Origin of the sequence: Porphyromonas circumdentaria (genome assembly GCF_900167105.1) — a bacterium.
Taxonomy (GTDB): Bacteria; Bacteroidota; Bacteroidia; order Bacteroidales; family Porphyromonadaceae; genus Porphyromonas; species Porphyromonas circumdentaria.
The window spans coordinates 37,524-64,127 of record NZ_FUXE01000008.1; the positions used below are offsets into that span (position 1 = coordinate 37,524).

Consider the following 26,604-nt stretch of genomic DNA (forward strand, 5'->3'; position numbering starts at 1 on the left):
GTAAGTCATACCCTTTTCTCTATACAATCCTACTAAAAAAAAGATCTATATTCCATACCAGAATCTGCCGTTTTGTAAAAGCCTTTACTCTTCATTGATTCAAAGAGTTTATTTTGTATTTTTGCGAGAGGATACTGAGGGAATATAATATGGCTTCCAATAAAGATTTCAGACAAGCCCTTATATGCAGGCTTATCAAAAACAACAATATCTCAGATCAAAAAACACTTAAAAAACTACTGAAAGCCAATGGAATAAATATTTCACAGGGGACAATATCCCGAGATATTTTGGAGCTCCGTATTACCAAAGGCCGATATACCTCGTTCAGCAAAATCGGATACTACAGTCTCCCAGAAGAAAGTCTACAGGTAACGGAAGATGTGGTTCGATATCTCGGCACCAAAGGCTTTCGCTCACTACAAACCTCTGGCAATCTCTCTGTCATAAAAACAGAGGCAGGATATGCCTCCTCTATCGCCTCTGAGATTGATGCGATGCACTCCCCATTAGTATTGGGTACCGTGGCAGGTTATGATACTATCCTTATAGTCCATCCCGAGCACTCACCCCAGTCTCACATAAAAAAGGCGTTGGGCGAAGTTATACCCGAGCTCCTCGAATAATAGAAACAAACTTAAATTCAATAAAGCTATGAAGCTAAGATCTATCCTTCTCTCATTAGCTCTCCTCTTGAGCTATGGGCATCAACTCTATGCAGGATTGCCCGAAAAGATTGCTCCTGTTAAAAATATCATTGTGATGATTCCCGATGGGACTTCACTCTCCACCATCTCTCTGGCCCGATGGTATCAACGCTACTTGGATAAAGATAAGATACACCTGAATTTAGATCCTTTAATTAGTGGTACCGTGCTAACTTTCTCGTCCGATGCTCCCATCGGCGACTCTGCTCCCACAACCAGTTGTTACATGACAGGTATGCCGTCTCAATCGGGGTTTGTTGCGACCTATCCCGAAGCGACCGATCATGACCTTGTACCCGTTAATCCTGAGCGTGCCCTACAACCTTTAGTAACTATTTTAGAGGCTGGAAAGTGGCTTTTGAACAAGAAATCTGGACTCGTTGTAACGTGCGATTTTACCCACGCTACACCTGCAGACTGCTCTGCCCATTCGTATAGAAGAAGCAGACGTGACTGGATTGCCCCCCAAATGGTACACCTCCCCGTCGATGTCATGATGGGTGGAGGAACGGCTTTCATGACTCCAGAACTCAAAAATGCTCTAAAGGAGCAAAACATCACTTATATCGAAAAAGACCTTAAAGCGATGCATGCTTTCAATGGGGATAGAGTTTGGGCTCTTTTTGACGACTATGCTCTACCCTACGATCTCGACAGAGACCCTGCACTCATTCCATCGCTTGCCGAGATGACGCAGAAAGCTCTTACCATATTGAACAAGAATAACAAAGAGGGCTTCTTCCTCATGGTCGAGGGGAGTAAGGTGGACTGGGCTGCTCATGCTAATGATCCCGTAGGTTTGGCTACAGAGATGTTAGCTTTCGATAGAGCCGTTAAAGAGGCTATCGACTTTGCTCAAAAAGATAAGAATACGGCTATAATCATTCTCTCAGACCACGGGAATAGCGGTATGAGTATAGGATTGCAACGCTTGAAGCAGTACGACAAAGTCTCTGACAAAGAGCTTTTCGGGCACATCACCTCTATCCAAAAAACCGCTGATGGCATCTCCCTCCTTCTCAACCAGACAGAGAGCGACAAAGCACAAGAGATATTCCAAAAATATGCGCATATTACTCTCGACAAAGAAGATTTAAACGCTCTCTACCAATGCAAATCTTACAAACATAGCCCTATACCCGTTGACCAACGTGAGGGGATTTCTGCCGAGAGAGGATTGTACAGTCAAGACTTATCGGCGGTGGTTTGCACTATTTACAGGAAGTATCTCCCCTTTGGTTTTACAACCCACGGACACACAGGAGAGGAAGTTCTGCTGGCATCTTATCACCCCGAGGGAGACAATCTCACAGGTATGATACTCAATACAGAGATCAATGAATACCTGTGTCGTCTATGGCAATTAGAGGGCAAACTGCCCCTATTGACCGATGAGGCTTATGCTCCGCATCAAAAGATCTTTGCCTCTTACCCCACGACGATACAAAAAGGGAAAAGTGATATCCCAGAGTACCTCGAAGTAAAACTTTCCAAAAAGAAAAAACTACGTATCTACCCCTTTACTCCCAAAATGGAAGTGGGTACAGATAAAGAGTTCCAAAAAGGCACTGCTCAAAAGATTAAGGCTCCCAATAATGCTGTTTGGGTAGATAAAAAGGAGACATTCTACCTCAATAGAAACGTATTAAAACTCATTGCTAAATGATGCCAATGCTGGAAGCCCAAGAAATTTATACCCACCTCTCTCGTAAAGCCAATCCGCAAAAACGAGACATCTTGATGCGTTTCTTCAAGACGGAGAGAGGTAGCTACGGAGAGGGAGATCAATTTCTTGGGGTCTCCGTGCCCGACACACGAGAGGTCGCTAAGAAATATCTTGATGCCTCAAGAGAGACCGTACAGGCACTTCTCGATAGCCCATGGCACGAGATGCGCCTTTGCGCCCTGCTAATTTTGGTAGAGCGTTTCAAGCGTAGCAAAGAAGAAGCTGAGCGCGAGGAGTTATACCACTATTACCTTTCACAAACAAGTAGGATAAATAACTGGGATTTAGTAGATCTTTCCTGTTACAAAATCGTGGGAGAATTTCTGCTCCATAGAGACCACGGCGAACTACAACGCTTAGCCAAGAGCGATAATCTGTGGGAGCAACGTATTGCTGTCGTATCGACTATGACATTTATTCGTAAAGGGTACTTTGCCACAACTATAAGCCTTGCCGAACAGTTGCTCTACCACCCTCACGACCTCATGCAGAAAGCAACTGGATGGATGCTTCGCGAAGTTGGGAAAAGAGACTTACGCCCCCTCGTTGCCTTCTTAGATAAATATGCAGAGAGTATGCCCCGCACCACTCTTCGCTATGCTATCGAAAAACTGCCCGAGGAGCAACGAAAGCATTATTTGGGACTAAAGAAGAGCAAAGATCTATAATCCCTCTAATGCTCGTCAACACTGGCTAATTACCAGACATAGCACTGTGTTAGCTTTTGCTTTCCCTTATGGGTTTGTCGTTAAACCCAACAATACCAGTTTCTGTTATACTTTGCCTTCCAAGAAACAACTCTTGTTAAAGGGAGGATTACTTCTTTCTGTTTCCCCAAAAGATTATCAGCCCTATAACAAATAGAGAGAATACAACCCAAACAATGTGGGTTAAGGGGCTATCAGGGAGAAAAGAAAAACCAATAGCACAAGTAGCCAATAGAGACATTCCTATCAAAAGAACTCTCTTAAATCTCACAATATCTATTTGCTCACGTTGCTTAGCCGAGAGCATGTTGTACCCTGCAATAAGATTTGGGAAAAAGTATCCTACAAGTCCTATGACAAAGAATAGTATCCCCATAAATATAAAAAACTTCATAGCCTCAAAAGTAACATCTTTACAAAAGAAAATACTTGTAAAACAAACAAAGGTCAAAAGCTTTTTAGGGCTCTTGACCTTTTATCGTTAATGTGGGTATACGTTAATTCAAGAACGGATAGGTGTAGTCCACAGGACTAACAAATGTTTCCTTGATGCAGCGCGCATTAGTCCAGCGAATTAAGTTGAGCATTCCGCCCGCTTTATCGTTCGTACCCGAAGCACGTGACCCTCCGAAAGGTTGCTGACCAACCACTGCACCAGTAGGCTTATCATTTATATAGAAGTTCCCTGCAGAAAAGCGCAACGCATCCATTGCTTTCTGAATAGCATAGCGATCTCTTGCAAAGATAGATCCCGTCAAGCCATAACGCCCCGTAGTGTCGACAAGAGCAAGCATTTCCTCAAACTCTTTGTCTTCGTAGACAAAGAGGGTTAGTACAGGACCGAAAATCTCTTCTTCCATCGTTTTGAAGTGTGGGTTTGTAGTAAGAATAACCGTAGGCTGTACAAAGTACCCTTCACTCTTGTCGCAACCGCCACCGATAATAACCTCTGCATCGTTAGCACTCTTTGTATAATCAATATAGCCCTTAATCGTATCGAAAGAAGCCTCATCAATTACAGCGTTCATGAAGTTTGAGAAGTCTATTACATCGCCCATCTTAATGGTAGCAATCATAGCTTCCAAACGCTCTCGCAAGTCATTCCAGAGAGAGCGAGGTATATAAGCTCGTGAAGCAGCCGAGCACTTCTGCCCTTGATACTCAAAAGCTCCGCGTACCAAAGCGACTGCAACCTCTTGTGCATCTGCCGAGGGGTGCACAAGAACAAAGTTCTTTCCTCCCGTTTCTCCTACAATCTTTGGATACGACTTATAGGTATCTACGTGGTTTGCTATCTGTTTCCAAAGCGTATTGAACGTGGCGGAGGAGCCTGTGAAGTGAAACCCAGCAAAGTTGGGATCGGGGATTAAGGCTTTCCCTATGATACTTCCCTTCCCAGGGATAAAGTTTACCACACCATCGGGTATGCCCGCTTCCTTAAATACCTTCATCAAAAGATAGTTCGAAAGAATAGCCGTGGAGGATGGTTTCCAGACAGAAACATTACCCATCATAGCAGGAGCCATTGTTAGATTAAGAGCTATGGAAGTGAAATTAAAAGGCGTTAGAGCAAAAACAAATCCCTCCAAAGGTCTATACTCTACCCTATTGAGTATGGTAGGCTCGCTAAGAGGCTGATCTGTGTAAATCTTAGATGCGTAATAGGTAGAGAAACGCAAAAAATCTATCAATTCACAGGGCGCATCAATCTCTGCCTGCATAGGGTTTTTACTCTGCCCCAACATAACAGAGGCTGCCAGTTCATAACGATATTTAGTACTAAAAAGCTCGCCCACTTTCAACATCAAAGAAGCTCTCTCTAACCATGGCAAACGGCTCCACTCCTTATGAGCCTTCATAGAAGCATCAATAGCCATCTTTACCTCTTTCTCTCCCGCCATATGGTACGTTGCCAACGTGTGAGAGTGCTTGTGTGGCATAACGACCTTGCCCGTTTGCCCAGTTCTCACCTCCTCTCCTCCAATGATTAGAGGTATATCAAGCGTTTCACTCTCTACCTTCTTTAAGGCTCTTTTCAAGAATTCTCTTTCTGGACTATTGGGAGCGTAACTATTTACGGGTTCGTTCTTTGGACGTTCGAAGTGATACAGAATATTATCCATCGTGTAAGTTGATTTATATTTTTATTATTCAAAAAGAAAAGACAAGCCCTCCTCAACGACCTCTTCATCTACTTTGAGGAAAAGCTCTGCTACCATACAACGGGCAGAGCCTCCTCCGTTCTGTTCAATAGTCGTTAGTTCAGGAGCTAATATCTTACTGTAGGTTTCCAATTTTTCTACTTGATCGGGACGTAGTGAGTTATAAGCCGCCCGTGACATCAAGAGGATAGACTCTCCATTAGCATTGTGTACAGAAAGCATATTGCCAGCAAACTGCTCCACCTGTTGTAGAGAAATCTCAATAATATCGCGCCCACTACTTCTAAAACAGGCACGTAAAACACGACGCGCCTCTAAGTCGGGAATAGACTCCATACAGATTACTACATAGCGAGAGGCAATGCACATCATCACATTGGTGTGATAGATAGGCCGATTATTTACATCTACCGAGTCGAAAAGAATGTATTCATAGTCCAATTCGTGGCAAAACTCGGCAAGCACTTCTTCATTGGTACGTGGAGAGCGACAGGCAAAAAGCACTCGGTGTACTCGATCTAAAATCATGCTGCCCGTACCCTCCAAGAACTTTCCTTTCTTCTCCCAATCGGTCAGATTGATAGTTTTGCGCACACCAGGCATTAAGGAGAGCATATTTACCGCCTGATGTTTACGCTCAAGCTGTCTGTTCTCTGCAAGCATGGGATAGAAGACCAACTCTCCCGTGCAGTGCGTACTAAACCAGTTATTGGGGAATATGGAGTCGGGTGTATAAGGCTCGGGCGTATCTTGAATAATGATTACACGCACACCATTGGAGCGCAGTAATTGCACATAAGCATCGAACTCCTGCAAAGCCTTCTCTGCTACCTCGGCATCCTCTCCTCTTTTTTGGAAATAGTTATTGCCTGCCGTCTCTTCATTAAAAGCAAACTTGGCAGGACGGACCATTAAAACCGTGTCAGTGGTCTGTAAACGTTTCATAATCTATTCACTAAAAGAGAAGATGGAACGCTTAATAATATCAATTGCTTCGCGCAACTCGGCCTCTGTAATTACAAGAGGGGGTGCAAAACGAATAATATGACCATGAGTAGGCTTAGCCAAAAGGCCATTTTCTGCCATTTTCTCACATACATTCCAAGCAACCTTCCCCTTGTAAGGTTTTATTACCACGGCATTCAAAAGACCTCTTCCTCTCACGGACTCTATCATGGGACTATCAATTTTCGAAATTTCTTCTCGGAATATATTCCCTAAATACTCCGCTTTCTCTGTAAGATGTTCCTCTTTTACCACCGTTAAAGCAGCCATGGCAACGCGTGCGGCCAAAGGAAATCCCCCGTACGTCGAGCCATGCTCTCCTGGCTGAATAGTAAGCATGATATCATCGTCTGCGAGTACTGCCGAGACGGGAATAACTCCCCCAGAGATTGCTTTTCCCAAAAGTACAATATCGGGGCGTACCTCTTCATAGTCACAGCAGAGCATCCTACCCGTACGTGCTATTCCTGTCTGTATCTCATCGGCAATGAAAAGTACATTGTACTCGCGACACAGTTCAAAGGTTTTTCTCAAATAACCATCGTCGGGCACAAAAACACCAGCCTCTCCTTGAATCGGTTCCATCATAACCGCAGCCACATTTTCCCCCTCACGCTCCAATACTTCACGGAGGGCTTCTACATTATTATAAGGCACCTTCAAAAATCCTGGTGTATAGGGGCCATAATCTGAATAGGAATCTGGGTCTGTACTCATCGAAACGATACTGACCGTACGCCCGTGAAAATTACCCTCACATACTATTATGAGGGCTTTTCCAGACTTTATTCCTTTTTTGCGATATCCCCAGCGACGCGCCAGTTTGATACCTGTTTCTACCGCTTCTGCTCCACTGTTCATAGGGAGTACCTTATCGTATCCAAAATAATGATGCATAAACTCCTCAAAAGGACCTAAACAATCATTATAAAAAGCTCGAGAAGTAAGGCATAGTTGCTCCGCTTGTTCCTTAAGGGCAGCTATAATTTTAGGATGACAATGCCCCTGATTCACGGCAGAGTAGGCCGATAAGAAATCGAAATATCTCTTACCATCAACATCCCAAAGGAAAGCCCCTTTACCTCGTGACAACACCACAGGAAGGGGGTGATAATTATGAGCACCAAAACGATGCTCCTGCTCGATAAACTGATTTGCTTTTTCAGAAATATACATAACCCAATAGAGTTTTAAATGTGTAGAATCGTATATCAGGCCAGAAAAAAGAGAAAACTCTTTTAATCTATGCAAACGAAAGTAGCTATTTTTAGATACAAAACAAAATTTTCGAGTCAAAAGAAATCAACTTTTAAAAGCAAAAAAGATTTTTATCCTGCAAAGAGAACATCTATCCCCTCATTTAGGTAAAATTCTAAATAAAAGTCGATGCAAGCAGAAAGTATCATAACAACTTCTAATTAGTCTCATAAAAAAGTAGATGAGAATTAAAAAAATCGAAGTAGATTTGTGTCGTAAAAATGAGAAGTAAAACACTCATACAAAAACAAATGACACAAATAAAATAACTTATGAAAAGAATTTTACTTTTTCTCTCGATTTTAATTATTGCTCTAACAAATGTTTGGGCTAAGAAATCTCTTTCTACTCCCCCTGTAGATGCACCTAAAATCACCTTAACAGTACAACCAGGCTCTGAGTTTTACATCGACTTTACAGGTTTGCCAGATAAGGATATTACAATTTGGGTCGAATCTGATGGAGTACAAACACCAATAGAAGTTCCTAAAGGTGTCGAAGAAGGACAACTATTACAACTCCGCACCGTAAAGGACAATACTATTATCCTACACGGAGACATAACAAAAATGGCTATAGAGGCTCAGGACTCTCAAATATCGGAGCTAAACGCAGATAACAACAACTCTATTCAAAGGGTGAGTTTATACCTAACGCCCATCTCAAAAGTTTCTTTTAGAGAGTGTAAAAATCTTGATCTTTTGTATGTAAGAGAATGTGCAACTTCTGAAATAGATATAACAGGTTGTTCAAGCTTAGCAGAACTTAAGTGTAATGGAAACGAAGACCTCTCTGTCTTAGACATAACACAGTGCCCCGCATTAGAAGATTTAGAGTGTGAGGAGAATCAAATCGAAGTTTTAGATTTTTCCAATTGCCCTAAGATTAAAACTGTAAATGCAGCTTTTAATGCAATAAAAAGTTTGGATTTTAGCAACAACCCTCTTTTGGAACTATTAGATGTAGATTCTAATCAAATTGAAGACCTCAAAATAGATAAATGTACCTCTCTTAAAGAATTAATCATAGAGGACAATCAATTGACTTCTATCGATGTATCAAAAAACACTAAGTTGACTAAGTTACAAATAGGCGAAAATAGAATTCAAGAAGTAGATCTCACTGGCTTAACAGAGCTTATCCGCTTCCACTGTCCCAAACAAGAGGGAGGAATGGAAAAAGTAGACTTGACTCCTTGTACAAAACTACAGTACGTAGTTACCTACGAAAATAGGATGAAGGAGTTAAAACTCCCTGCCTCTGAAGATCTCCTAAGAATAGAATGTTATGATGAGGAGCTTAAAAGCTTGGATATTAGCAAGAACAAGAATCTCACTGAACTTTTCTGTGAGAACAATAAAATAGAGAGTATCAATACAAAAGACCACCTCAAACTCCTCACATTCAGGGCAAGAAATAATCCTCTTAAATCTCTTGATTTATCTAACTCTCCTGATCTCGTACGCTTAGAAATGAAAGGTACCCCAAGTCTTTCCGAAATAAAAGTTGCCCCTGAGCTCAAAAAAGCTAACTGGATTGAGTTGAACGGATGCAAGTTGGATGCGTGTGCTATTGACTTCGTAGTTAAAGCTCTTAACGACACTTTTGTAGAAGAACAACCTAACTTGAAAAAGCTCTTCATAGCCAACAACCCTGGTACTGCTACATGCAATACAAAAGCGGCTACCGATAAGCACTGGGTGGTAGATGCACAAGGCGATGGTACAGGGTGCCCACAATCTACCCTCCAACCTATCCTTGACAACATCGTAATAGGAGCTACCAGCAAAGGTGCTTATATCTACTCTGATATTGCTGTAGAGACTACTGTATACACTGTTGCTGGCGAAGTTGCGACTCGTGCAATTGTAGAGGGTGCGACTCTCCTTCCACTTGCTCAAGGCTCTTACATCGTACAGGCTGGAAACAAAGCTAAGAAAATAATCGTTCAATAATCAATAATCGCACATGGTACGTTAGATAAACACCACTCCGATTATAGAGAAAGGCAGGTAGCAAACATCGTTACCTGCCTTTTTTGTTTCACGGCAAAAGGTAGAAATAAGAAAAGGTATTCAAAGCAAACTCTTATACCTGTTCTTAAAAAGATTGGGAGTTAAGACAAAGAGTTTGCCATAGAGCAGATCTACCTCTATTCCGTGCGACATATTCGCATAAAAACGCTTAGAACACTGCTTCGCCCAATTATCCCTCGCCATTGACACATAGAGTATCGTCGGCTCTTCGGAAAGGACTCTCTCGGAAAAGAGGTCTGTAACTTTATCGACGATGACCAAATGGAACAACTCTTGCTCTGAATAGGGACCATAGGCATGTTCCCTCAGAGTGTTTTCCGTTACAGGCTCCAATAAACCCAATAACCTTTGAAACAGAGGCTCCTCTCCCTTATAAAGAATATCCACAATAGGATAGTGTGCCATGATGCGGTAGAGCAAGAGTGCCTCTCGCTCTTTGATTGTTTTCTTGCGAGAGGCAACCCATGAGGGGGTATCCAGAATATTCTCATAAGCAGTATAGCACGCTCTCTCCTCTACAACACGAGTTAAGAGGGTAAATGCAAAGGGAGAATGCACACCATGTCCACCACGACAAAAGCATCTTCTAAACGTTTGTTGCAATAGCCTTATTCCTCTCATTTATGCTCTTCGCTTTGTTTCAATCTCTTTTTATAAGCATCATATTGCTCTTTATAGCCCTCCAACTCCTCTCGTTGTATACTTCTTAGGCAGGCAATATGTATTGTAACTCCCGAACCTATAGCAAAAAGGAGCATACGTACCCACCAAGAGGCAATAAAAAGGGAGGAAATAAAGAGAGAAACCCAAAGAAATAGAAAAATCTTCCACTTAATACCCTTAGGAATTGCGTGACTTACCCAGTAGGAATAGATCTTAAACCCAAATAAAGGGTGCGAGAGAAGCCATCGGTATGCCGTGCGAGAAGAGCGAGCGAAACAATACGCAGCAAGCAACATAAAGGGAGTAGTCGGCAAAACTGGAAGAAATGCCCCCAATATACCCAATAGGAGAGCCAGGCAACCAGCCACGAGAAAAAAGATTCTGCGAAGGGAGTACTTTGAGCCTGTTACCACGTCGTTTTGATTGACAATATCCGATGCAAATGTACAATAAAAAGGGCGTATAACATCGTAAGTAAGCACAACTCTACGAGAGTGTCTCATAACATTGCATTTCGCAAAAGCTTCCAACGAAAAAACATAGCCCTTCAAACACAAGAGAATTGCTGTAAAAACTTCATAGACCGAAGATAAAAGTAGTTTTCTCCTTTCTATAAATCCTTTTGCACTCAAACAAATCTCTATTTGCAGATTGCGTATATATATATTTAGATTACGTTTATATATACGCAATCTACGTTTTTATATATGCAATCTACAAATAGAGATTTACACAAAAAGAATGTTGTTTTTATTCGTTAGCTATCGTTTTTTCCCTCCGCAGAGAATAAAAGATTGTCCCCCAAAATGCTTACGAGCTCTTAGAAGAAAGTTAGAAAACAGAACCCCAATAAGCAGGCATTAAATAACAATAATAAGACAAGAGTGTTTCCACACACATCCTCTTGAGAGAGCTCTTATCTGGCTCTAAGAGGTTTCTCTTTTTTACACCCATAGTCCAGAGAGATTTCTTTTTTAGATACAACCTATCAAGGGAGATTATATTCAAGCCATTTTTTGAGTAACTTTGTAGAGTATTATTTATTTAAGTTATAGCTCATTCTCAATGAAAAATATCCGTAACTTCTGTATTATAGCTCACATTGACCACGGAAAAAGTACCCTTGCCGATCGCCTTTTGGAGATTACCGACACAGTCTCGGGCAAAGATTTACAGGCACAAGTACTTGACAATATGGACTTGGAGCGTGAGAGAGGTATAACAATCAAAAGCCATGCTATACAGATGGAGTATAAACAGGGCGGAGAAACCTATATCCTCAACCTGATAGACACTCCAGGACACGTGGACTTCAGCTACGAAGTCTCTCGTTCTATTGCTGCCTGCGAGGGAGCTCTTCTCGTAGTAGATGCCTCACAAGGAATCCAAGCACAGACCATATCTAACCTTTACATGGCTATTGAGAATGACCTTACGATAATCCCCGTTATCAATAAGATTGACCTGCCAAGTGCCAATCCCGAAGAGGTGGAAGACCAAATCGTAGACCTTTTGGGAGAAGATGCCGAGCATATCATCCGAGCAAGCGGAAAGACTGGCGAGGGGGTAGCCAACATACTCAAAGCTATCGTAGAGCGTGTGCCTGCTCCGAAAGGGGACCCCGATGCTCCATTACAGTGTCTTGTTTTTGACTCCGTCTTCAACCAATTCCGCGGTATTATAGCCTATTATAAGGTTGTAAACGGAAGTATCAAGACGGGAGATAAGGTTAAATTTATCGCCACCAATATGGAGTACGAAGCCGATGAGGTAGGGGTACTCAAGCTGGATATGGCTCCTCGCTCGGAAGTAAAGACGGGAGACGTAGGATACATTATATCGGGTATCAAAACAAGTAGTGAGGTAAGAGTCGGTGATACTATAACGCACATCGAACGACCTGCAAAAGAGGCCATTGAGGGATTTGAAGAGGTTAAACCAATGGTCTTTGCGGGTGTTTATCCTATCGAGACCGAAGACTTTGAAAATCTTCGCTCTTCGCTCGAAAAACTGCAATTAAATGACGCCTCTCTCACTTTCACCCCCGAGAGTTCTGCGGCTTTGGGCTTCGGCTTCCGATGTGGCTTTCTGGGGCTTTTGCATATGGAAATCATACAAGACCGTCTGGATAGAGAGTTTGGAATGAACGTTATTACCACTGTTCCCAACGTTTCTTACAACGTGTATGACAAAAAGGGGAAAATGTTAGAAGTACACAACCCATCGGGACTTCCTGACATTGCCTCTATCGACCATATCGAAGAGCCCTACATACGAGCTACTATAATAACACAAGCCGCCTATATAGGGCCGATTATATCGCTCTGTATGGACAAGAGAGGTATCCTCATCAAACAAGAATTCATTACAGGGAACCGCGTAGAAGTTATTTTCGATATGCCCTTGGGAGAAATCGTTATCGACTTTTACGACAAGTTGAAGAGTATCTCTCGTGGATATGCCTCTTTTGACTATCATATCAGCGACTTTAGACCCTCTAAACTCATCAAGCTCGATATTCTTCTCAACGGTGAGCCAGTAGATGCGCTCTCTACCCTTACCCACGTAGACAATAGTGTTACTTTCGGACGCCGCATGTGCGAGAAACTCAAAGAATTGATTCCCCGCCAGCAGTTCGACATCGCTATACAAGCCGCCATCGGTGCCAAAATCATAGCCCGCGAAACTATAAAAGCGGTGCGCAAAGATGTTACAGCCAAGTGTTACGGAGGGGATATATCTCGTAAAAGAAAGCTTTTGGAAAAGCAGAAAGAGGGTAAAAAACGCATGAAACAAATCGGAACTGTAGAGGTACCGCAAAAGGCTTTCTTGGCAGTGCTTAAGTTGGACTAACCCCTTGCCTATCTAATTCCATGACAGAGAAAAAATTATCTCCCAAGGATAAGAAGAAAAAAGGGGCATCTGCCTCTATACAATCTTCTTTAGAAGGGCGCATCCCTCCACAGGCTATCGAGATGGAGCGTGCGGTCTTGGGGGCGGTTATGAGCGAGAAAGATGCTTACAGTTCTATTGCCTCTACACTCTCTCCCGAGTCTTTCTACGTTCATGCACACGAGCTTATCTATGAAGCTATCCGCTCTCTCGAGCAGCAACAAAAGCCGATAGATATGCTTACGGTAACCGAGGAGCTACGAAGAACAGAAAATCTGGAATCAGTAGGTGGTGCTGCCTACATCGCAGAACTTACCATGAACATCGGGGGAGCTGCCAACCTCGACTACCATGCCCATATCGTAGCCAATAAAGCATTAAGCCGCAATCTTATATCCTATGCTTCTGAGGTAGTAACCCAAGCCTACGAAGACTCTCTCGAGGTAGACGTACAGATGCAGGAAGCCGAGGCTAAACTCTTCGAACTCTCTCGTCGCAATATGCAAAAAGACTTTAGTCGTGCCGATAGTCTTACAGCTCTTGCCATCGATGAGATAATGGAAGCGGCAAACAAAGCAGACGGTATCAGTGGTATCGCCACAGGATTTCCGGGTATTGACAAAATCACCTCGGGTTGGCAAAACTCCGATCTCATTATTATCGCCGCACGTCCTGCAATGGGGAAGACCGCCTTTGTCCTCTCTATGGCCAAACATATCGCCATAGACCAAGGTATCCCCACAGCTGTTTTCAACTTGGAAATGAGTAATCTCCAAATCATAAAGAGAATTATGAGTAATGTTTGCGAGATAGAGGGCAATAAGTTGAAAAGCGGACGTCTGGAAGAGCATGAGTGGGCACAACTCAATGCCAAGATTTCTCAAATAGAGGAGAAGCCTTTGTTCATCGACGATACCTCGGGGCTATCTATCTTTGAGTTCCGCAGCAAAGCTCGTCGTCTGGTCAAAGAGCATGGTGTACGTATAATAATAGTAGACTACTTGCAGCTTATGAGTGCCAGCGGTATGGGTTTGGGCAATCGAGAGCAGGAGGTAAGTACCATCTCTCGTTCGCTTAAGATCTTGGCCAAAGAACTTAACATCCCGATTATAGCCCTTTCACAGCTGAACCGAGCTGTAGAAACACGTCAGGGAGATGCCAATAGTAAACGCCCACAGCTCTCTGACCTCCGTGAGTCTGGAGCGATAGAACAAGATGCCGATATGGTTTGTTTTATTCACAGACCAGAAGTGTATCACATATATACAGACCCCGAAGACAATAGTTCCACCAAAGGAGTTGCCTACTTTATCATAGCCAAACATCGTAACGGTGCTACGGGCGATGTGAAACTTGCTTTCCGTGGAGAGTATGCCAAGTTTGCCCCCCTTGAGAGTTTGGGTATTATCAACTATGAAAGCTCTCTCAACAGTAGCAACTTCCCCTCTTTCTCTATAGACAATACTCCGTTCTAACAACATAAAATGGACTTAAGAGCTATCCTCAAAGGTAAGACTGCCCTTTTCTTTACATTAGGGTGTAAGTTGAATTTTGCCGAAACCTCTACCATAGCCCAAGAACTCAATAGCGTGGGGGTAGAAAAAGCTCCAGAGGGAGCCCCTGCCGATATATGCATTATCAACACCTGCTCGGTTACAAGTGTAGCCGACCGTAAAGGGCGTACGCTTATTCACAGAGTGGTGCGAGAGCATCCCGATGCCGTAGTGGTAGTAATAGGTTGCTATGCACAGTTAAAAGGGAAAGAGATTGTAAAGATACCTGGCGTAGATATGGTGCTGGGGGCTGGACGGAAAAGCGAGGTAGTGTCTAAGATTGCCGAATACTTTAGTGAAGAGAATGACCTTTCCCGTCAGCACCTTTTCTCTGCAACCCGCGAGCATTTACACCGCTTCGAAGAGGGTTGCTCAAGCGACGACCGCACCCGTCACTTCCTGAAGGTACAAGATGGATGCAATTATGCCTGCTCCTATTGTACCATTCCCAAGGCAAGGGGGGTAAGTCGTAACGGGAGCATTGCATCGCTTGTGGCCTCGGCAGAGCGTGTGGCTCTTGATGGAGGCAAGGAAATCGTACTCACAGGAGTGAATATTGGAGACTTTGGGCGCAGCACAGGCGAACGCTTCGTAGACCTTGTACGTGCGTTAGACCAAGTAGAAGGTATAGAGCGTTATAGAATTAGTTCTCTGGAACCCGATCTACTCTCCGATGAGTTGATAGATTTCGTGGCCTCTTCCCACAGTTTTATGCCTCACTGGCACCTGCCTTTACAGAGCGGTTCAGACACGATACTACGTTTGATGCGCCGCCGCTACCCAACTGCTCTCTTTGCCGACCGATTACAGCGCATAAAGGAGCGTATGCCCAACGCCTTTATCGGGGTAGATGTTATCGTCGGGATGCGAGGCGAGACCGATGAATTATTCCAAGAAACACTCGATTTTCTGTCGCAACAACCTTTCTCGCAACTACACGTCTTTAGTTATAGTGAGCGGAGCGGAACGGATGCCCTGAAGATCAATCACGTCGTTGCACCACAGGTCAAGAAAGAAAGAAATCAACTGTTACAAGACCTTTCACAGCAACATCTCACCAACTTCTACAAAGCTTTTCAGGGGGAGGTCAGACCCGTACTCTGGGAACGCTCTGAAGTAGAGGGTATGATGTTGGGCTTTACCGACAACTATATTCGGGTAGCACACCCCTACGATGCGTCTCTTGCGGGGCAAATCACACCGACACGTGTAGGAGCTATACAGGAAGAGGAGTTGGGATACGCTCTTGCCGAAATTTTATAATTATCCTTTGTGAAGATGAACAAACCCTCTCTGGCGATTGCGATACTAAACTGGAACGGACGGCATCTATTGGAGCAATTTCTACCCTCCGTAGTACGCTATTCAGAAGGAGAGGATACAGAGGTGGTGGTTATAGACAATGGCTCAGAAGACGATTCATGTCTCTTCTTAGAGCGTAATTATCCACAAGTTCGATTGGTACGCCTCGACAAAAACTATGGTTTTGCCGAGGGGTATAATAGGGGGATTCAAGAGATAAATACCCCCTATCTCTGCCTTTTGAATAATGACGTTGCTGTAACAGAAGGATGGACAGAAGAGCCCCTCTCTCTACTCAAGATGGACAACGTTGCTGCTGTACAACCCAAGATTAAGAGCTACGACAACCCCACTCTCTTTGAATATGCAGGTGCTGCAGGAGGATTTCTCGATTTCTTGGGGTATCCATTCTGCCGAGGACGTATATTCGACACGGTAGAGCCCGACACACTGCAATACGAGACAGTCACTCCTATATTTTGGGCCAGTGGAGCAGCCCTCTTTGTTCGACGCTCCGATTATATCGAAGCAGGTGGTTTAGACCCCTACTTCTTTGCACATATGGAAGAGATAGACCTTGCTTGGCGACTACGACGCATGGGAAAAGAAATTTTATACACCCCCATGAGTACAATCTACCATCAAGGAGGAAGCAGTCTACAGCAAGGCTCACCCCAGAAAGTTTATCTAAACTTCCGCAACAATCTTCTCATGCTCTATAAAAATTTACCCCGACGCTCTTTTCGCAAGATACTATTCTTTAGAATCCTTTTAGACTTCGTAGCCAGCCTACAATACCTCCTTCAAGGAAAGAGCAATCAAAGCAAGGCTATCTTTAGAGCCTATCGAGATTTTCGGAAGATGAGAAAACGCTACATTCCAGCCACGCTCTCGCCCTTATTCCCCTCTACCCCCTCTCTCGCTTCTTTCTCTATTGTCTGGCAGTATTTCGCTCTTGGGAAGAAACGCTATACTCAACTTTACTCTTAAAGTTTTTCAAGCTGTTTTCTATTTCTTTCCGTCTAATAAGAAGACGTAGCTCGTTTTAGACAAGCTCCCAAGAAAGTCTTTTGGCCGTTCCTAAGAAAAAGATTAAGATAAGTGGTGTGTGGGTAAATTCTGTCCCATTATTGTACGACTTTCCGCCGCCTTATTCAAAAGAGGTATCAGGCGAAAAGCAAAGTCTAAGAGCTTCTTGTCTTAAAGCTTTGCGGTCGATTTTTCCATTGGCAGTCAAAGGCAATCGGGTGCGCAGTATCCTCTTCGGACGTTTATAAGGCGGCAAATGTTCAGAAACAAGTGTTGCAATCTCCGCTTCGGGAAGATCTGTTTCGACCAATAACACAAGGGCTTCCCCCAATGCTTTATCGGGAATAGAAGCAACCGCCAAAGGGGTAGCGATATATAGAGAGAGCATTCCCTCTACCTCTTCGGCAAAAATCTTTATTCCTCCGCTGTTGATTACATTATCAACACGCCCTAAAAGCGCAAAAGTTCCGTCGTGATTGAGGCGAACAATATCGTTCGTTTTTACAGGTTCTTGACAAAGAAAAGGAGCCTCTATACAAACGGTATCATTCTCTGAAAGTGTAAGGGAAACGCCCTCCAACGGAGTGTAAAAAGGCGATGCCTCACGTCCGTTGATGCGTCGTAGAGCGATATGCGAGAGCGTCTCTGTCATCCCATAAGTCGCATATATCTCTCCTGGAAAAGAGGCGAGTGCTCTCTCAACAGAGCTATCAAGAGATCCTCCCCCTATAAGTAGTTTGTCTATTGCTCTCAAACGATTGCATTCCCTATTATTTGAGAGAGAATTATGCACTTGCAGAGGCACCATCGCAGCAAACGTTATAGCCTCTTCAACACCAACAAGAGGATGTCCCGAAGCAGTTCGTACTACGAGCGTCATTCCCAAGAGTAAAGCTCGAACAACCATCATCTTAGCTCCAATATACTGCATATTCATACAAAGAAGGGCTTTATCTTTTGGGCTTAAACGCAGATGTATACAGGTCATGCGAGCACTCTGCATCATTCGTTCCTTGGCTACCTGCATTCTTTTCGGAGTGCCAGTAGAGCCCGAGGTCTGTACCTCAACAGTGTGGGAGCAAGAGAACCACTCTCGTAGAAATAAAGCGACATCTTGCAAAGCAACGTTATCTGTTTCTCGCAACTCTTGACAGTGCCGCTCGATAGTCGAGGGCGAATAAACCTTATCCTCTATGACAACGAATTGCTTCTCTATGGCAAACTGCATAATTCGTTCTATTCCATTCGATGATTATACCAAAGGGTATCACCCTTCACTCGCAGGGGCAGAGAGATATTATTCGTAAAGAGTTGTCCCGTACCCAAGCCTTGAGGGATAGTGGTATCCAATGTAGCACACCATTGGGCAATGGCATTGAGCCCAATGTTCGACTCCAAAGCCGAGGTTATCCACCAGCCGATATTGCGTTTTCTGGCTTCTTCAATCCATTCGGCACATCCTCTTATTCCTCCGTGTAGTGTGGGTTTTAGGACAATATATTGGGGGGCTATTGCTTCCAACAGTTCGACTTTTTCATTCCGTCGGTGTATACCTATCAACTCTTCATCCAAAGCTATGGATAAAGGCGATTGCTGAGCAAGCTGACGCATAAGATGGAATTGCTTCGGGGCTATAGGTTGCTCAATGGAATGCAGATCATACCTCGACAAAGCTATAAGTCTTTCCTGCACGTTATCGGGGGTAAAAGCTCCGTTGGCATCGACTCTTAGAGAGAGTTCTTCGGCAGAGAAACGTTCTCGAATGTAGTGCAAGAGAGAGAGTTCCTCCTCGAAATCGATAGCTCCAATCTTTAGCTTGATGCAATTCACACCCTGGTTTAATTTGCTTTCTATCTGCTCTAACATATCGGCACGACTACCCATCCAAATAAGTCCATTGATGGTAATTCCTTTTTCAGAGCGAGCAAAGGGTGTGTCCCAGAAGTCATAGTCGCCTTTTTGCAAGTGTAGTAAGGCTGTTTCCATGGCAAAGAGCAGAGAAGAATTGCTCTGAAGTTGCTCCCAATCTATCTCTCCCCTCCCCTGAAAAGAGCGGACAAAAGTATCTATTTCCTGCTCAAAAGAGGAAGAATACTCATGGCTCAAATCGGGTAGAGGCGCACACTCTCCAATTCCTACTCTGCCTGGATAGGAAGAAGAGGTAAGATGCAAATACCACACCTTACGAGTACGATAAACACCTCGTGAAGTACCAGCAGGCTTTTTGAATATCAGCGTATAGGGGTGTAGCGATAGTGAATATGCCATTGTTCTATAATCAAACTCTTAGTTTGTAGCCATCTTTATACCTCTAAAAACAGAGGTTTACTGTTTAATGCGGAAAAGAAACTCCAAGCCTCCGTTCGTTCTATTCTTAACAGTAATATCTCCTTTGTGGAAAAGGACAGCATTCTTAACGATAGAAAGTCCCAATCCAGTGCCTCCTGTTTCACGAGTGCGCCCTTCGTTGATGCGATAAAAACGCTCAAAAATGCGAGTAAGATGCCTAGCATGTGGAATCCCAACGCCCGTATCATAAAAAGAGAAATAGACAAACTCTTTGTCTTGTTTATAAAGTTCTACGACAATATGAATGCCCTCCCCCGCATACTTTAAAGCATTCTCCATCAGATTGCGGAAAATAGTATAGAAGAGTGTTGTATTAGCCTTTATAACAAAGTCGTCCGCCACCTTCCACAACAGCTCTGCCCGACGTGCTTGAAGCGTCGAAGAGAAGTCTTGCTCCAGCATTTTCTTTATATCCGACATCTCGACTTTGGTTATAGGAAAAGCCTGCGAAGCCTCTTCCATTTTGGCAAGAAGTCCCATGTCTCGGATCAAATCTGATAAGGAAAGTGTCTTGTTGTAGGCTTGACGAATGAAGTGCAGACGTTCTTTCTCCTCCAATGGGTACTCCAAGATGGTTTCCAAATATCCCCGTATACTGGTTACAGGAGTGCGCAGTTCGTGAGCTATGTTTGCTGTCATCTCCTGCTTCAACAAGCGTGTTTTTTCGTTGGAAGTAATATCATTAAGAACGACCTCTAAACCTTCGTCCTCAAAACGATTAATCCTCAAAGCAAATAATCGCTCTTGATAGCAGATTTGTTGTTCGTAGTAGTGCCCTTTTTTCTCATGTAAAAAAGAAAGTGCCGATGTAAAGAAAGGCTCATCGAAAAGTTGAGAAGGCTCCGTATAGGTATTATCACTCAACGTATTGAGGTACTGTAAAAAAAGCCCATTAAAGAAAGTAACCTGATGCTCTGCATTGAAAAAAGCAAGCCCCTCCTTGGAGCTAAGTACGTGCTGTAAGAGGCGTTCTCTCTCATAATCTATCTGTCTATTTTTCTCTTGTAATAGCTTGTAATTCGCTGCTATTTGTGCTCCGATCTCCCCTAACTCATCGTTGGGAAAGGTAACTTCCGCCATTTCTCCCTGAGCTGAAAGAGCAAAATTTCTCAAACGTTGTATGGTTTTGCCCATTGCTCCTGCTTTCTTTCCCAAGACGAAGAGCATACTAAGGAAGAGAGCTATCAACCAGAAAAGAAACACGTTATCGGCTCGTAACCAATCTCTCGTTTGCATATCGTAGGGCAGTGCAATTCTTATGTAAGAATTGCCCCTTTTGCGTGCCAGATAGATATACTTTTTTCCATCAGAGAGAGAGGTGCGTATGTCTACTCCCTCACCAGCATGGCGCGCCTTAGCTATCTCCTTCCGCTCTCTATGGTTCTCAAGTAAAAGAATATCATCAATAGCATTGTCAAAAAACACTTCGCCACTCTCCTTTATTATAGAGACCCGTATAGGACGAGGCAACAAATGTATAAAGTGCTCTAATTGCTCTTTCCAATCGGAGGGTTCGGAGATAACTATACGTTCTACAGAGGAAGCATAAGTTTTCAACTGACCTATAAGAGCCTCTTTGCGAACGCTACGCTGGCGCACCTGCTCTATAACCACTATGCAGCTTGCGAAAACAGCAAAGATGAGAGCGAATGAAAAAAAGAGTTTTCGCTGATAGGTCAATCGCATAGCACCGCTATATTAAAACGATAGCCATAGCCTGAGCGATTGGTAATAGCGGGAGCATACTTCCCCAACTTCTTACGCAAACGGGCTATGTGTACATCTACCGAACGCTCGGTAATATAAGAAGTCTCACCCCATACTTTATCAATAATCTCAGTTCGCGAAAGGATACGGTCTCGCTGTTCGACCAAAAGGAGCAAGAGCTCCATCTCTGTTTTTGTTAAGGCTACAGGTTCTTGAGCAATAGTTACCTCCTTACGCTCCTTATCGATCTTAAGGTCTTCGAAAATAAAAGAGTCTTGCTGCTTTTGTTCCCCCTTGGGATCGGAGCGTCTCAATATAGAACGTGCACGAGCAATAACTTCTTTTATCGAGAAGGGTTTTGAGATATAGTCATCTCCTCCTACCGAGAAACCCGTAAGCATATCATTTTCGGTATCCTTGGCCGTGAGAAATATAATCGGGATATTATTCTCTTCCTTACGAAGTAGCTCTGCCATCTTGTATCCCGACATACCCCCCATCATAACATCTAAAAGGATGAGATGAAAAGAGTCGGAGAGAAGTTCCAAAGCCTCCTCTGACGAATGGGCTGTTACCACGTCAAAACCCTCACTTCGGAGGTTAAAATCGAGTATTTCACAAATGCTTTGATCGTCATCTACGATCAGTATCTTATGGCTCATCGGTTTGATCTATTATATACATAGAAATAATCCTCTTGTTGTAGAGAGGGAAAAGACAAAACAAATGTACAAAAAGAGCGTGTTGCACCGACCACAACACGCCTTAAGCATCGAGAGAAAGGATGAGAGACAGAACGGACAAGCCCCAAAAGCTCGTATAACGGCCTCAAAATCCCCCTTTCTTCACTTTAGAAAAAGGTCTAATCAAGGAAAAACTCTACAATGAAGTCTTAGAAGTTCCACTATGCTTCAACACCTTGGCATCTAAGTAGAAAACTATTTCCTCTACAATATTGCTACAGTGGTCTCCGATACGCTCCAACTTCCGGATAAGAAGAAGAAGTTTTAATCCGCAGTAAATATGCTGCGGAGCAGGTGTTAGCAATTCACTTAACACACGAGGAGCCTTGTGATAAATCTCGTTTACATCCTTATCCTTCAGGAGTATTTTGCCCGCCAGCTTACTGCTCTCGCTGTCCAAAGCCGAATAGCAATCGGAAAGCATCTCCTGCAAGCAGTCAAACATCTGCTCCAAATGTAATTCTTCGTACCACTCTACAGGGATAGTACGACAGTCATTATCAACAATATGAAGAGCAATCCCCGCTGCAAAGTCTCCAATACGCTCAAGAGTACGGCATATTTTCATTAACGAAAGCATCAATCTTAAATCTATCGCTACAGGATTAAACAAGGCAATATAGTGTTCACAACTACTCTCTATATTCAACTCATAGAGATCTACCCGCTTCTCTCTACTGATAACCTCACGCGCCAACTCCACATCGTTATGGAAAAAAGCACTCTTTGCCTTATCCAATTGAGAGATAACAAGCTGCCACATGTGAGTAACATCCTCTTTGATGAGCATCATCTCTTGTTCTGTATGTTTCATAAAATTGTATGATTATTTTCTTGTGTCCAATCCGATTCATCCAAAACGACCTGTGATATAGTTCTGCGTCTCCTCCGATTCGGGAGCTAAGAACATCTTTTTGGTTTCGGAATACTCAACCAAACGTCCTAACATAAAGAAGGCCGTCTTGTCACTTACCCTCGCCGCCTGGTGCATATTGTGCGTTACGATAACAATAGTGTACTGCTCTTTGAGCTGATGGATAAGATCTTCTATCTTTTCGGTCGATATGGGGTCTAAGGCAGAGGCAGGCTCATCCATAAGGAGCACCGAAGGGGAAACAGCAAGTGCACGAGCAATGCAGAGTCGTTGCTGCTGCCCTCCCGAGAGCGCAAAGGCCGATTTCTTCAGTTTATCCTTGACCTCTTCCCAGAGTGCAGCAGCCTTGAGAGATTCTTCCACACGTTGAGCTATGAAATGTTTATCGCCCATGGAGTTTACCCTAAGACCATAAGCTACATTCTCAAAAATTGATTTTGGGAAAGGATTAGGCTTCTGGAAGACCATTCCAACTTTCTTTCTTAATTCATCCACCGATATATTTTTCCCATAGATATCCTCTCCATTGACCAAGCACTCGCCCGTTAAACGAGTACCTCCGACCAAATCGTTCATACGATTGAAAAGACGCAGAAGAGTAGACTTGCCACAACCCGAGGGACCTATAAATGCCGTTACTGTATTGCACTCTATTTTAAGATTGATATCATGCAGGGCATGAAAATCTCCGTAATAGAAATTGACGTTTTTCGTTTCTATCATAAATCTGTTATTCTAATATCAAATGCTATTTACTCCTCGAGCTTTAGCGATTGCCCCTCTTGCGTGCGAGATAGTTGCGCAGTAACATCGCCGAGCAGTTCATTAATAAAACGATAATAATAAGTACCAAGGCCGTTCCATAGGCTATAGGACGCGATGCCTCTAAATCTACCCCTGTAGTTGCTATAACATACAAATGGTAGGGCAATGCCATCACCTGATCAAAAACACTTGTAGGCAAATGAGGCAAAAAATAAGCTGCCGCCGTAAATAGGATAGGAGCCGTCTCTCCCGACACACGACCAATGGCAAGAATAAGCCCCGTCATAATATCGGGCAGTGCGGCAGGAAGTATCACACGACGTATGGTCTGAAACTTGGTAGCACCGAGTGCCAAACTCCCCGTACGATAGCTGTCGGGGATTGCCTTAAGTGCCTCTTCCGTTGTACGTATAACCAAAGGGAGAGAGAGTATCCCCAGTGTACAAGAACCTGCCAATATAGAGTCTCCAAAACCGAGCGTATTTACAAAAAGAGCCATACCGAAAAGCCCAAATACAATAGAGGGCACACTGGCTAAGTTGTTTGTCATGATGCGAATAAAGCCTGCCACCTTTGCCTTATGAGCATACTCAACCATATAAATAGCAGACATTGTACCTAACGGAAAGGCGAGCAACATACTCCCTATAACCAAACAAATCGTCCCTACGATTGCGGGAAAAATCCCCCCTGACGTCATCCCTTCTGTCGGGAACTCTGAGAGAAACTCCCAACTCAATACGCCCGCTCCGTTGTAGACAATAAACCCTAACAGAGCTATCAATAAACCCAGTATAGAGAAACCGAGTAAACGAAACAAGGTAAAAGCTATTTTTTCTTCTATTTTCTTCTTTAACATAATTGCTTTTTATGTTACTACTCAAGTTTTATTTCACCTATTCCTGCAACTACAGCGACGTTCTGTGCTGTCTTTTAGAAATAAACTCGGCACTCACACTGATAATAAGAGTAAAGACAAAGAGAATACAACCCAAGAGGAAAAGGGCTTGATAATGCGTACTTCCCATAGGCACTTCTCCCAACTCGGCTACGATGGTCGCAGGGATTGTACGTACCGACTCAAAAAGCGAGCTCGGCATAACGGCTGCATTACCCGTAACCATAAGCACTGCCATAGTCTCCCCTACTGCTCTTCCGATACCTAATACAACGGCGGCAGAAAGACCCGATTTGGCATAAGGCACTACCACTTTGTAGATTGTTTGCCACGAGGTCGCACCTAAGGCTAAACTAGCCTCCCGCACCGATATGGGAGTATTGGAGAGAGCATCCTGTGCAACACTAATAATAGTGGGAAGAGCCATAATAGCAAGTATGATACTACCCGTAAAAGCGGTCTCTCCGACGGGCAAATTAAACAATCGTTGTATCCAAGGGACTAACACGACCAACCCCCAAAAACCGTAGACCACGGAGGGAATACCCGCCAACAGCTCTATAGCAGGCTTTAGTATCTTACGCGTACGCTCATGGGCCAGTTCCGAAAGGTATATCGCCACCCCCAATCCTAAAGGAAGAGCCAAAAGAATCGCAACGAAGCTCACCAATAAAGTACCCAATACCAAGGGCAATGCTCCATAGAGAGGAGCAGGAGTAGCCGTAGGCATCCACTCGGTAGCAAGGAAAAAGTCTTTGGGATGAATAGAGCCCGTCGAAACTTCGTAAAAAAGACTACCCCCCTCAAGCATATACTTCTTGGGCAAAAAAGCAAGTACATTGGGCGTATTGGCTATATACTCCGCAAGTTTTTGAGGGAGGAGTTCGTAGTTTGACCCCAATTCTTCCTCACTATGTAAAGCAAATATATCGTCGACACGGAAGATCTGTATCTCTCCCCCCTCGCCTCCCAACTCTTTCCAATTCGTAACTTCTCCGTCGAAGATCTGTTTTGTTTGCTTAATAGAGAGCGCGCTTACTCTATTCTGAGTATGGACATATAGAGCATATCCCTCTTCTACAGCAGGGGCTTTGAATAGAGACCACCCTTCGCTAAAAAGGAAGAGTGTTATTAACAGGGTAATAACACTCGTTGTAGCCCCACTGAGAGAGAAAATGAACTCTATAGTCCTTTCCGCTATCTTCCGTAATCTTTTCATATTACGAGGCAAAAAGTACTGCTACTTTTACTTGATACTAATAAAGCCTACCTTATCTACAATCGCCTGTCCTTTGGGAGAGAGCACATAGTCTACAAAAGGTTTTACCTGTCGCTCTATCTTTGCATCGTAGTAGTAGTAAAGAGGACGTACAATCGGATAAGCACTGTTTTTTGCGTTCTTTACCGAGGGAGCAATGAACTTCTTACCTCCGTCAAAAGAGACAGAGACTGCCTTAACATCCTTATTCAAATAGGCCATACCTACGTATCCGATAGCTCCTTTGGTTTGAGTTACAGACTGAATGATTACTCCCGTTGCAGACATACTCATAATACCATTCATGTAGTTTTTGTTTTTCATAACTACTTCTTTGAAGAATTCATAAGTACCCGAAGAGGTCTCTCTGGAGTAAGGAATTATTTTCATATCGTCGCCTCCTACCTCTTTCCAGTTCTTAATCTTACCTGTGAATATGCCTTCCAGCTGCTCACGAGTGAGCTTACTCACTTTATTCGCAGGATTGACCACCACGGCCAAAGCATCGTAAGCGATGACTACTTCTTTGGGATTTATCCCCTTCTCCTGCATCTTCTGACGTTCAGAAAACTTGATACGACGAGAAGCCTGTGCTATATCTGTCGTTCCCTCAAGAAGAGCAGAGAAACCTACACCGCTACCTCCCCCTGTTATGGTTAGACGTGCCGAGGGATTCTCCTTCATGTAGCCTTCTGCTTCCTTCTGTGAAAGAGGGATTACCGTATCTGAACCCTTTACTCTTTGTCCATAAAGCGATGCTGCCACCATACTCATAAGTAGCGCGGTAATGACTGTTTTTTTCATTTTGTTCTAATTCTTTTGTTTAGTTGCAATAAAAAACCACTGCAAAGCTACGTTTCGCTAATTACGCAGCTATTGCAGTGATGTTACGATATGGTTACGTCTACTGAAAAGAGATATTATAGCCTCTTCAAAAGAGGCTGTTAAAAGGCTACTCTTAGCCAACTTTA

The 26,604-nt window shown here is 43.5% G+C and carries 23 protein-coding genes; 8 read left to right on the plus strand and 15 right to left on the minus strand.

Annotated elements, in window-relative coordinates; genetic code table 11:
• Nucleotides 1–149 precede the first annotated feature (149 nt).
• From B5D06_RS04660 to B5D06_RS04670, 3 genes are read left to right on the plus strand one after another with little or no spacing between them, the layout of a single operon-like run.
• Entirely contained in the window at nt 150–626 is a 477-nt protein-coding gene (locus tag B5D06_RS04660) for an arginine repressor (protein ID WP_078736856.1), read from the plus strand.
• A 28-nt stretch (nt 627–654) separates the two neighbouring features.
• Entirely contained in the window at nt 655–2,373 is a 1,719-nt protein-coding gene (locus B5D06_RS04665) for an alkaline phosphatase (protein WP_078736857.1), read from the plus strand.
• Between the two features lie 8 nt (nt 2,374–2,381).
• Entirely contained in the window at nt 2,382–3,101 is a 720-nt protein-coding gene (locus B5D06_RS04670; protein WP_394364846.1) for a DNA alkylation repair protein, read from the plus strand.
• A 148-nt stretch (nt 3,102–3,249) separates the two neighbouring features.
• Here the strand turns inward: B5D06_RS04670 and B5D06_RS04675 are convergent, their stop codons facing one another.
• The 4 genes from B5D06_RS04675 to rocD all read right to left on the minus strand — a co-directional run bounded on the left by B5D06_RS04675 (nt 3,250) and on the right by rocD (nt 7,483).
• Nucleotides 3,250–3,534, minus strand: coding sequence for a DUF3784 domain-containing protein (locus B5D06_RS04675; protein ID WP_143742613.1), 285 nt, complete (start codon nt 3,532–3,534; stop codon nt 3,250–3,252).
• A 103-nt stretch (nt 3,535–3,637) separates the two neighbouring features.
• The gene (pruA, locus tag B5D06_RS04680; RefSeq protein ID WP_078736860.1) at nt 3,638–5,263 is read right to left on the minus strand and encodes an L-glutamate gamma-semialdehyde dehydrogenase; all 1,626 of its coding nucleotides are present in this window, start codon (nt 5,261–5,263) and stop codon (nt 3,638–3,640) included.
• A gap of 24 nt (nt 5,264–5,287) precedes the next feature.
• Entirely contained in the window at nt 5,288–6,247 is a 960-nt protein-coding gene (ctlX, locus tag B5D06_RS04685) for a citrulline utilization hydrolase CtlX (RefSeq protein WP_078736861.1), read from the minus strand.
• Between the two features lie 3 nt (nt 6,248–6,250).
• Nucleotides 6,251–7,483: an ornithine--oxo-acid transaminase gene (rocD, locus tag B5D06_RS04690; protein WP_078736862.1), complete on the minus strand. Its 1,233-nt coding sequence runs from the start codon at nt 7,481–7,483 to the stop codon at nt 6,251–6,253.
• Nucleotides 7,484–7,836: 353 nt separating this feature from the next.
• Here rocD and B5D06_RS04695 point away from each other — a divergent pair, with 353 nt between their 5' ends.
• Nucleotides 7,837–9,519 (plus strand): leucine-rich repeat domain-containing protein, encoded by a 1,683-nt coding sequence (locus tag B5D06_RS04695; RefSeq protein ID WP_078736863.1) that lies wholly within the window; start codon nt 7,837–7,839, stop codon nt 9,517–9,519.
• Between the two features lie 120 nt (nt 9,520–9,639).
• Here B5D06_RS04695 and B5D06_RS04700 read toward each other — a convergent pair whose 3' ends face one another.
• Entirely contained in the window at nt 9,640–10,221 is a 582-nt protein-coding gene (locus B5D06_RS04700) for a hypothetical protein (RefSeq protein WP_078736864.1), read from the minus strand.
• The gene (locus B5D06_RS04705) at nt 10,218–10,766 is read right to left on the minus strand and encodes a YbaN family protein (RefSeq protein ID WP_143742614.1); all 549 of its coding nucleotides are present in this window, start codon (nt 10,764–10,766) and stop codon (nt 10,218–10,220) included. Before B5D06_RS04705 ends, B5D06_RS04700 begins: the two co-directional genes overlap by 4 nt.
• A gap of 562 nt (nt 10,767–11,328) precedes the next feature.
• Between B5D06_RS04705 and lepA the strand changes: the two genes are divergently transcribed.
• The 4 genes from lepA to B5D06_RS04725 are packed head-to-tail and all read left to right on the plus strand — an operon-like array spanning nt 11,329 to nt 17,000.
• Entirely contained in the window at nt 11,329–13,116 is a 1,788-nt protein-coding gene (gene lepA, locus B5D06_RS04710; protein ID WP_078736866.1) for a translation elongation factor 4, read from the plus strand.
• A 20-nt stretch (nt 13,117–13,136) separates the two neighbouring features.
• Nucleotides 13,137–14,630: a replicative DNA helicase gene (dnaB, locus tag B5D06_RS04715; protein WP_078736867.1), complete on the plus strand. Its 1,494-nt coding sequence runs from the start codon at nt 13,137–13,139 to the stop codon at nt 14,628–14,630.
• Nucleotides 14,631–14,639: 9 nt separating this feature from the next.
• Entirely contained in the window at nt 14,640–15,971 is a 1,332-nt protein-coding gene (gene mtaB, locus B5D06_RS04720; protein ID WP_078736868.1) for a tRNA (N(6)-L-threonylcarbamoyladenosine(37)-C(2))-methylthiotransferase MtaB, read from the plus strand.
• A 15-nt stretch (nt 15,972–15,986) separates the two neighbouring features.
• Nucleotides 15,987–17,000 carry a glycosyltransferase family 2 protein gene (locus tag B5D06_RS04725; protein WP_078736869.1) on the plus strand — a complete coding sequence of 338 codons (1,014 nt, stop codon included), beginning with the start codon at nt 15,987–15,989 and terminating at the stop codon, nt 16,998–17,000.
• Between the two features lie 160 nt (nt 17,001–17,160).
• Here B5D06_RS04725 and B5D06_RS04730 read toward each other — a convergent pair whose 3' ends face one another.
• From B5D06_RS04730 to B5D06_RS04770, 9 genes are all read right to left on the minus strand, one after another.
• Nucleotides 17,161–18,267, minus strand: a complete 1,107-nt coding sequence (locus B5D06_RS04730; RefSeq protein WP_221416030.1) for an AMP-binding protein — start codon at nt 18,265–18,267, stop codon at nt 17,161–17,163.
• 8 nt (nt 18,268–18,275) lie between these two features.
• The gene (locus B5D06_RS04735; RefSeq protein ID WP_078736871.1) at nt 18,276–19,307 is read right to left on the minus strand and encodes an o-succinylbenzoate synthase; all 1,032 of its coding nucleotides are present in this window, start codon (nt 19,305–19,307) and stop codon (nt 18,276–18,278) included.
• A 57-nt stretch (nt 19,308–19,364) separates the two neighbouring features.
• A complete protein-coding gene (locus tag B5D06_RS04740) occupies nt 19,365–21,074 on the minus strand; it encodes a sensor histidine kinase (RefSeq protein WP_078736872.1) in 1,710 nt (569 codons plus the stop codon).
• Nucleotides 21,065–21,757: a response regulator transcription factor gene (locus B5D06_RS04745; RefSeq protein ID WP_078736873.1), complete on the minus strand. Its 693-nt coding sequence runs from the start codon at nt 21,755–21,757 to the stop codon at nt 21,065–21,067. Before B5D06_RS04745 ends, B5D06_RS04740 begins: the two co-directional genes overlap by 10 nt.
• A gap of 217 nt (nt 21,758–21,974) precedes the next feature.
• A complete protein-coding gene (gene phoU, locus B5D06_RS04750; protein ID WP_078736874.1) occupies nt 21,975–22,652 on the minus strand; it encodes a phosphate signaling complex protein PhoU in 678 nt (225 codons plus the stop codon).
• A 36-nt stretch (nt 22,653–22,688) separates the two neighbouring features.
• Nucleotides 22,689–23,435, minus strand: coding sequence for a phosphate ABC transporter ATP-binding protein PstB (gene pstB / locus B5D06_RS04755; RefSeq protein WP_078736875.1), 747 nt, complete (start codon nt 23,433–23,435; stop codon nt 22,689–22,691).
• A gap of 43 nt (nt 23,436–23,478) precedes the next feature.
• Nucleotides 23,479–24,336 carry a phosphate ABC transporter permease PstA gene (pstA, locus tag B5D06_RS04760; RefSeq protein WP_078736876.1) on the minus strand — a complete coding sequence of 286 codons (858 nt, stop codon included), beginning with the start codon at nt 24,334–24,336 and terminating at the stop codon, nt 23,479–23,481.
• 49 nt (nt 24,337–24,385) lie between these two features.
• Nucleotides 24,386–25,594: a phosphate ABC transporter permease subunit PstC gene (gene pstC / locus B5D06_RS04765; protein ID WP_078736877.1), complete on the minus strand. Its 1,209-nt coding sequence runs from the start codon at nt 25,592–25,594 to the stop codon at nt 24,386–24,388.
• Between the two features lie 27 nt (nt 25,595–25,621).
• Nucleotides 25,622–26,437 (minus strand): PstS family phosphate ABC transporter substrate-binding protein, encoded by an 816-nt coding sequence (locus B5D06_RS04770; protein ID WP_078736878.1) that lies wholly within the window; start codon nt 26,435–26,437, stop codon nt 25,622–25,624.
• Nucleotides 26,438–26,604: the final 167 nt, after the last annotated feature.

Coding starts and splice junctions, on each gene's coding strand:
- B5D06_RS04660 (WP_078736856.1), top strand. CDS start 150: ATGGCTTCCAATAAAGATTTCAGACAAGCCCTTATATGCAGGCTTATC.
- B5D06_RS04665 (WP_078736857.1), top strand. CDS start 655: ATGAAGCTAAGATCTATCCTTCTCTCATTAGCTCTCCTCTTGAGCTAT.
- B5D06_RS04675 (WP_143742613.1), bottom strand. CDS start 3,534: ATGAAGTTTTTTATATTTATGGGGATACTATTCTTTGTCATAGGACTT.
- pruA (WP_078736860.1), bottom strand. CDS start 5,263: ATGGATAATATTCTGTATCACTTCGAACGTCCAAAGAACGAACCCGTA.
- ctlX (WP_078736861.1), bottom strand. CDS start 6,247: ATGAAACGTTTACAGACCACTGACACGGTTTTAATGGTCCGTCCTGCC.
- rocD (WP_078736862.1), bottom strand. CDS start 7,483: ATGTATATTTCTGAAAAAGCAAATCAGTTTATCGAGCAGGAGCATCGT.
- B5D06_RS04695 (WP_078736863.1), top strand. CDS start 7,837: ATGAAAAGAATTTTACTTTTTCTCTCGATTTTAATTATTGCTCTAACA.
- B5D06_RS04700 (WP_078736864.1), bottom strand. CDS start 10,221: ATGAGAGGAATAAGGCTATTGCAACAAACGTTTAGAAGATGCTTTTGT.
- B5D06_RS04705 (WP_143742614.1), bottom strand. CDS start 10,766: ATGAGACACTCTCGTAGAGTTGTGCTTACTTACGATGTTATACGCCCT.
- lepA (WP_078736866.1), top strand. CDS start 11,329: ATGAAAAATATCCGTAACTTCTGTATTATAGCTCACATTGACCACGGA.
- dnaB (WP_078736867.1), top strand. CDS start 13,137: ATGACAGAGAAAAAATTATCTCCCAAGGATAAGAAGAAAAAAGGGGCA.
- mtaB (WP_078736868.1), top strand. CDS start 14,640: ATGGACTTAAGAGCTATCCTCAAAGGTAAGACTGCCCTTTTCTTTACA.
- B5D06_RS04725 (WP_078736869.1), top strand. CDS start 15,987: ATGAACAAACCCTCTCTGGCGATTGCGATACTAAACTGGAACGGACGG.
- B5D06_RS04730 (WP_221416030.1), bottom strand. CDS start 18,267: ATGCAGTTTGCCATAGAGAAGCAATTCGTTGTCATAGAGGATAAGGTT.
- B5D06_RS04735 (WP_078736871.1), bottom strand. CDS start 19,307: ATGGCATATTCACTATCGCTACACCCCTATACGCTGATATTCAAAAAG.
- B5D06_RS04740 (WP_078736872.1), bottom strand. CDS start 21,074: ATGCGATTGACCTATCAGCGAAAACTCTTTTTTTCATTCGCTCTCATC.
- B5D06_RS04745 (WP_078736873.1), bottom strand. CDS start 21,757: ATGAGCCATAAGATACTGATCGTAGATGACGATCAAAGCATTTGTGAA.
- phoU (WP_078736874.1), bottom strand. CDS start 22,652: ATGAAACATACAGAACAAGAGATGATGCTCATCAAAGAGGATGTTACT.
- pstB (WP_078736875.1), bottom strand. CDS start 23,435: ATGATAGAAACGAAAAACGTCAATTTCTATTACGGAGATTTTCATGCC.
- pstA (WP_078736876.1), bottom strand. CDS start 24,336: ATGTTAAAGAAGAAAATAGAAGAAAAAATAGCTTTTACCTTGTTTCGT.
- pstC (WP_078736877.1), bottom strand. CDS start 25,594: ATGAAAAGATTACGGAAGATAGCGGAAAGGACTATAGAGTTCATTTTC.
- B5D06_RS04770 (WP_078736878.1), bottom strand. CDS start 26,437: ATGAAAAAAACAGTCATTACCGCGCTACTTATGAGTATGGTGGCAGCA.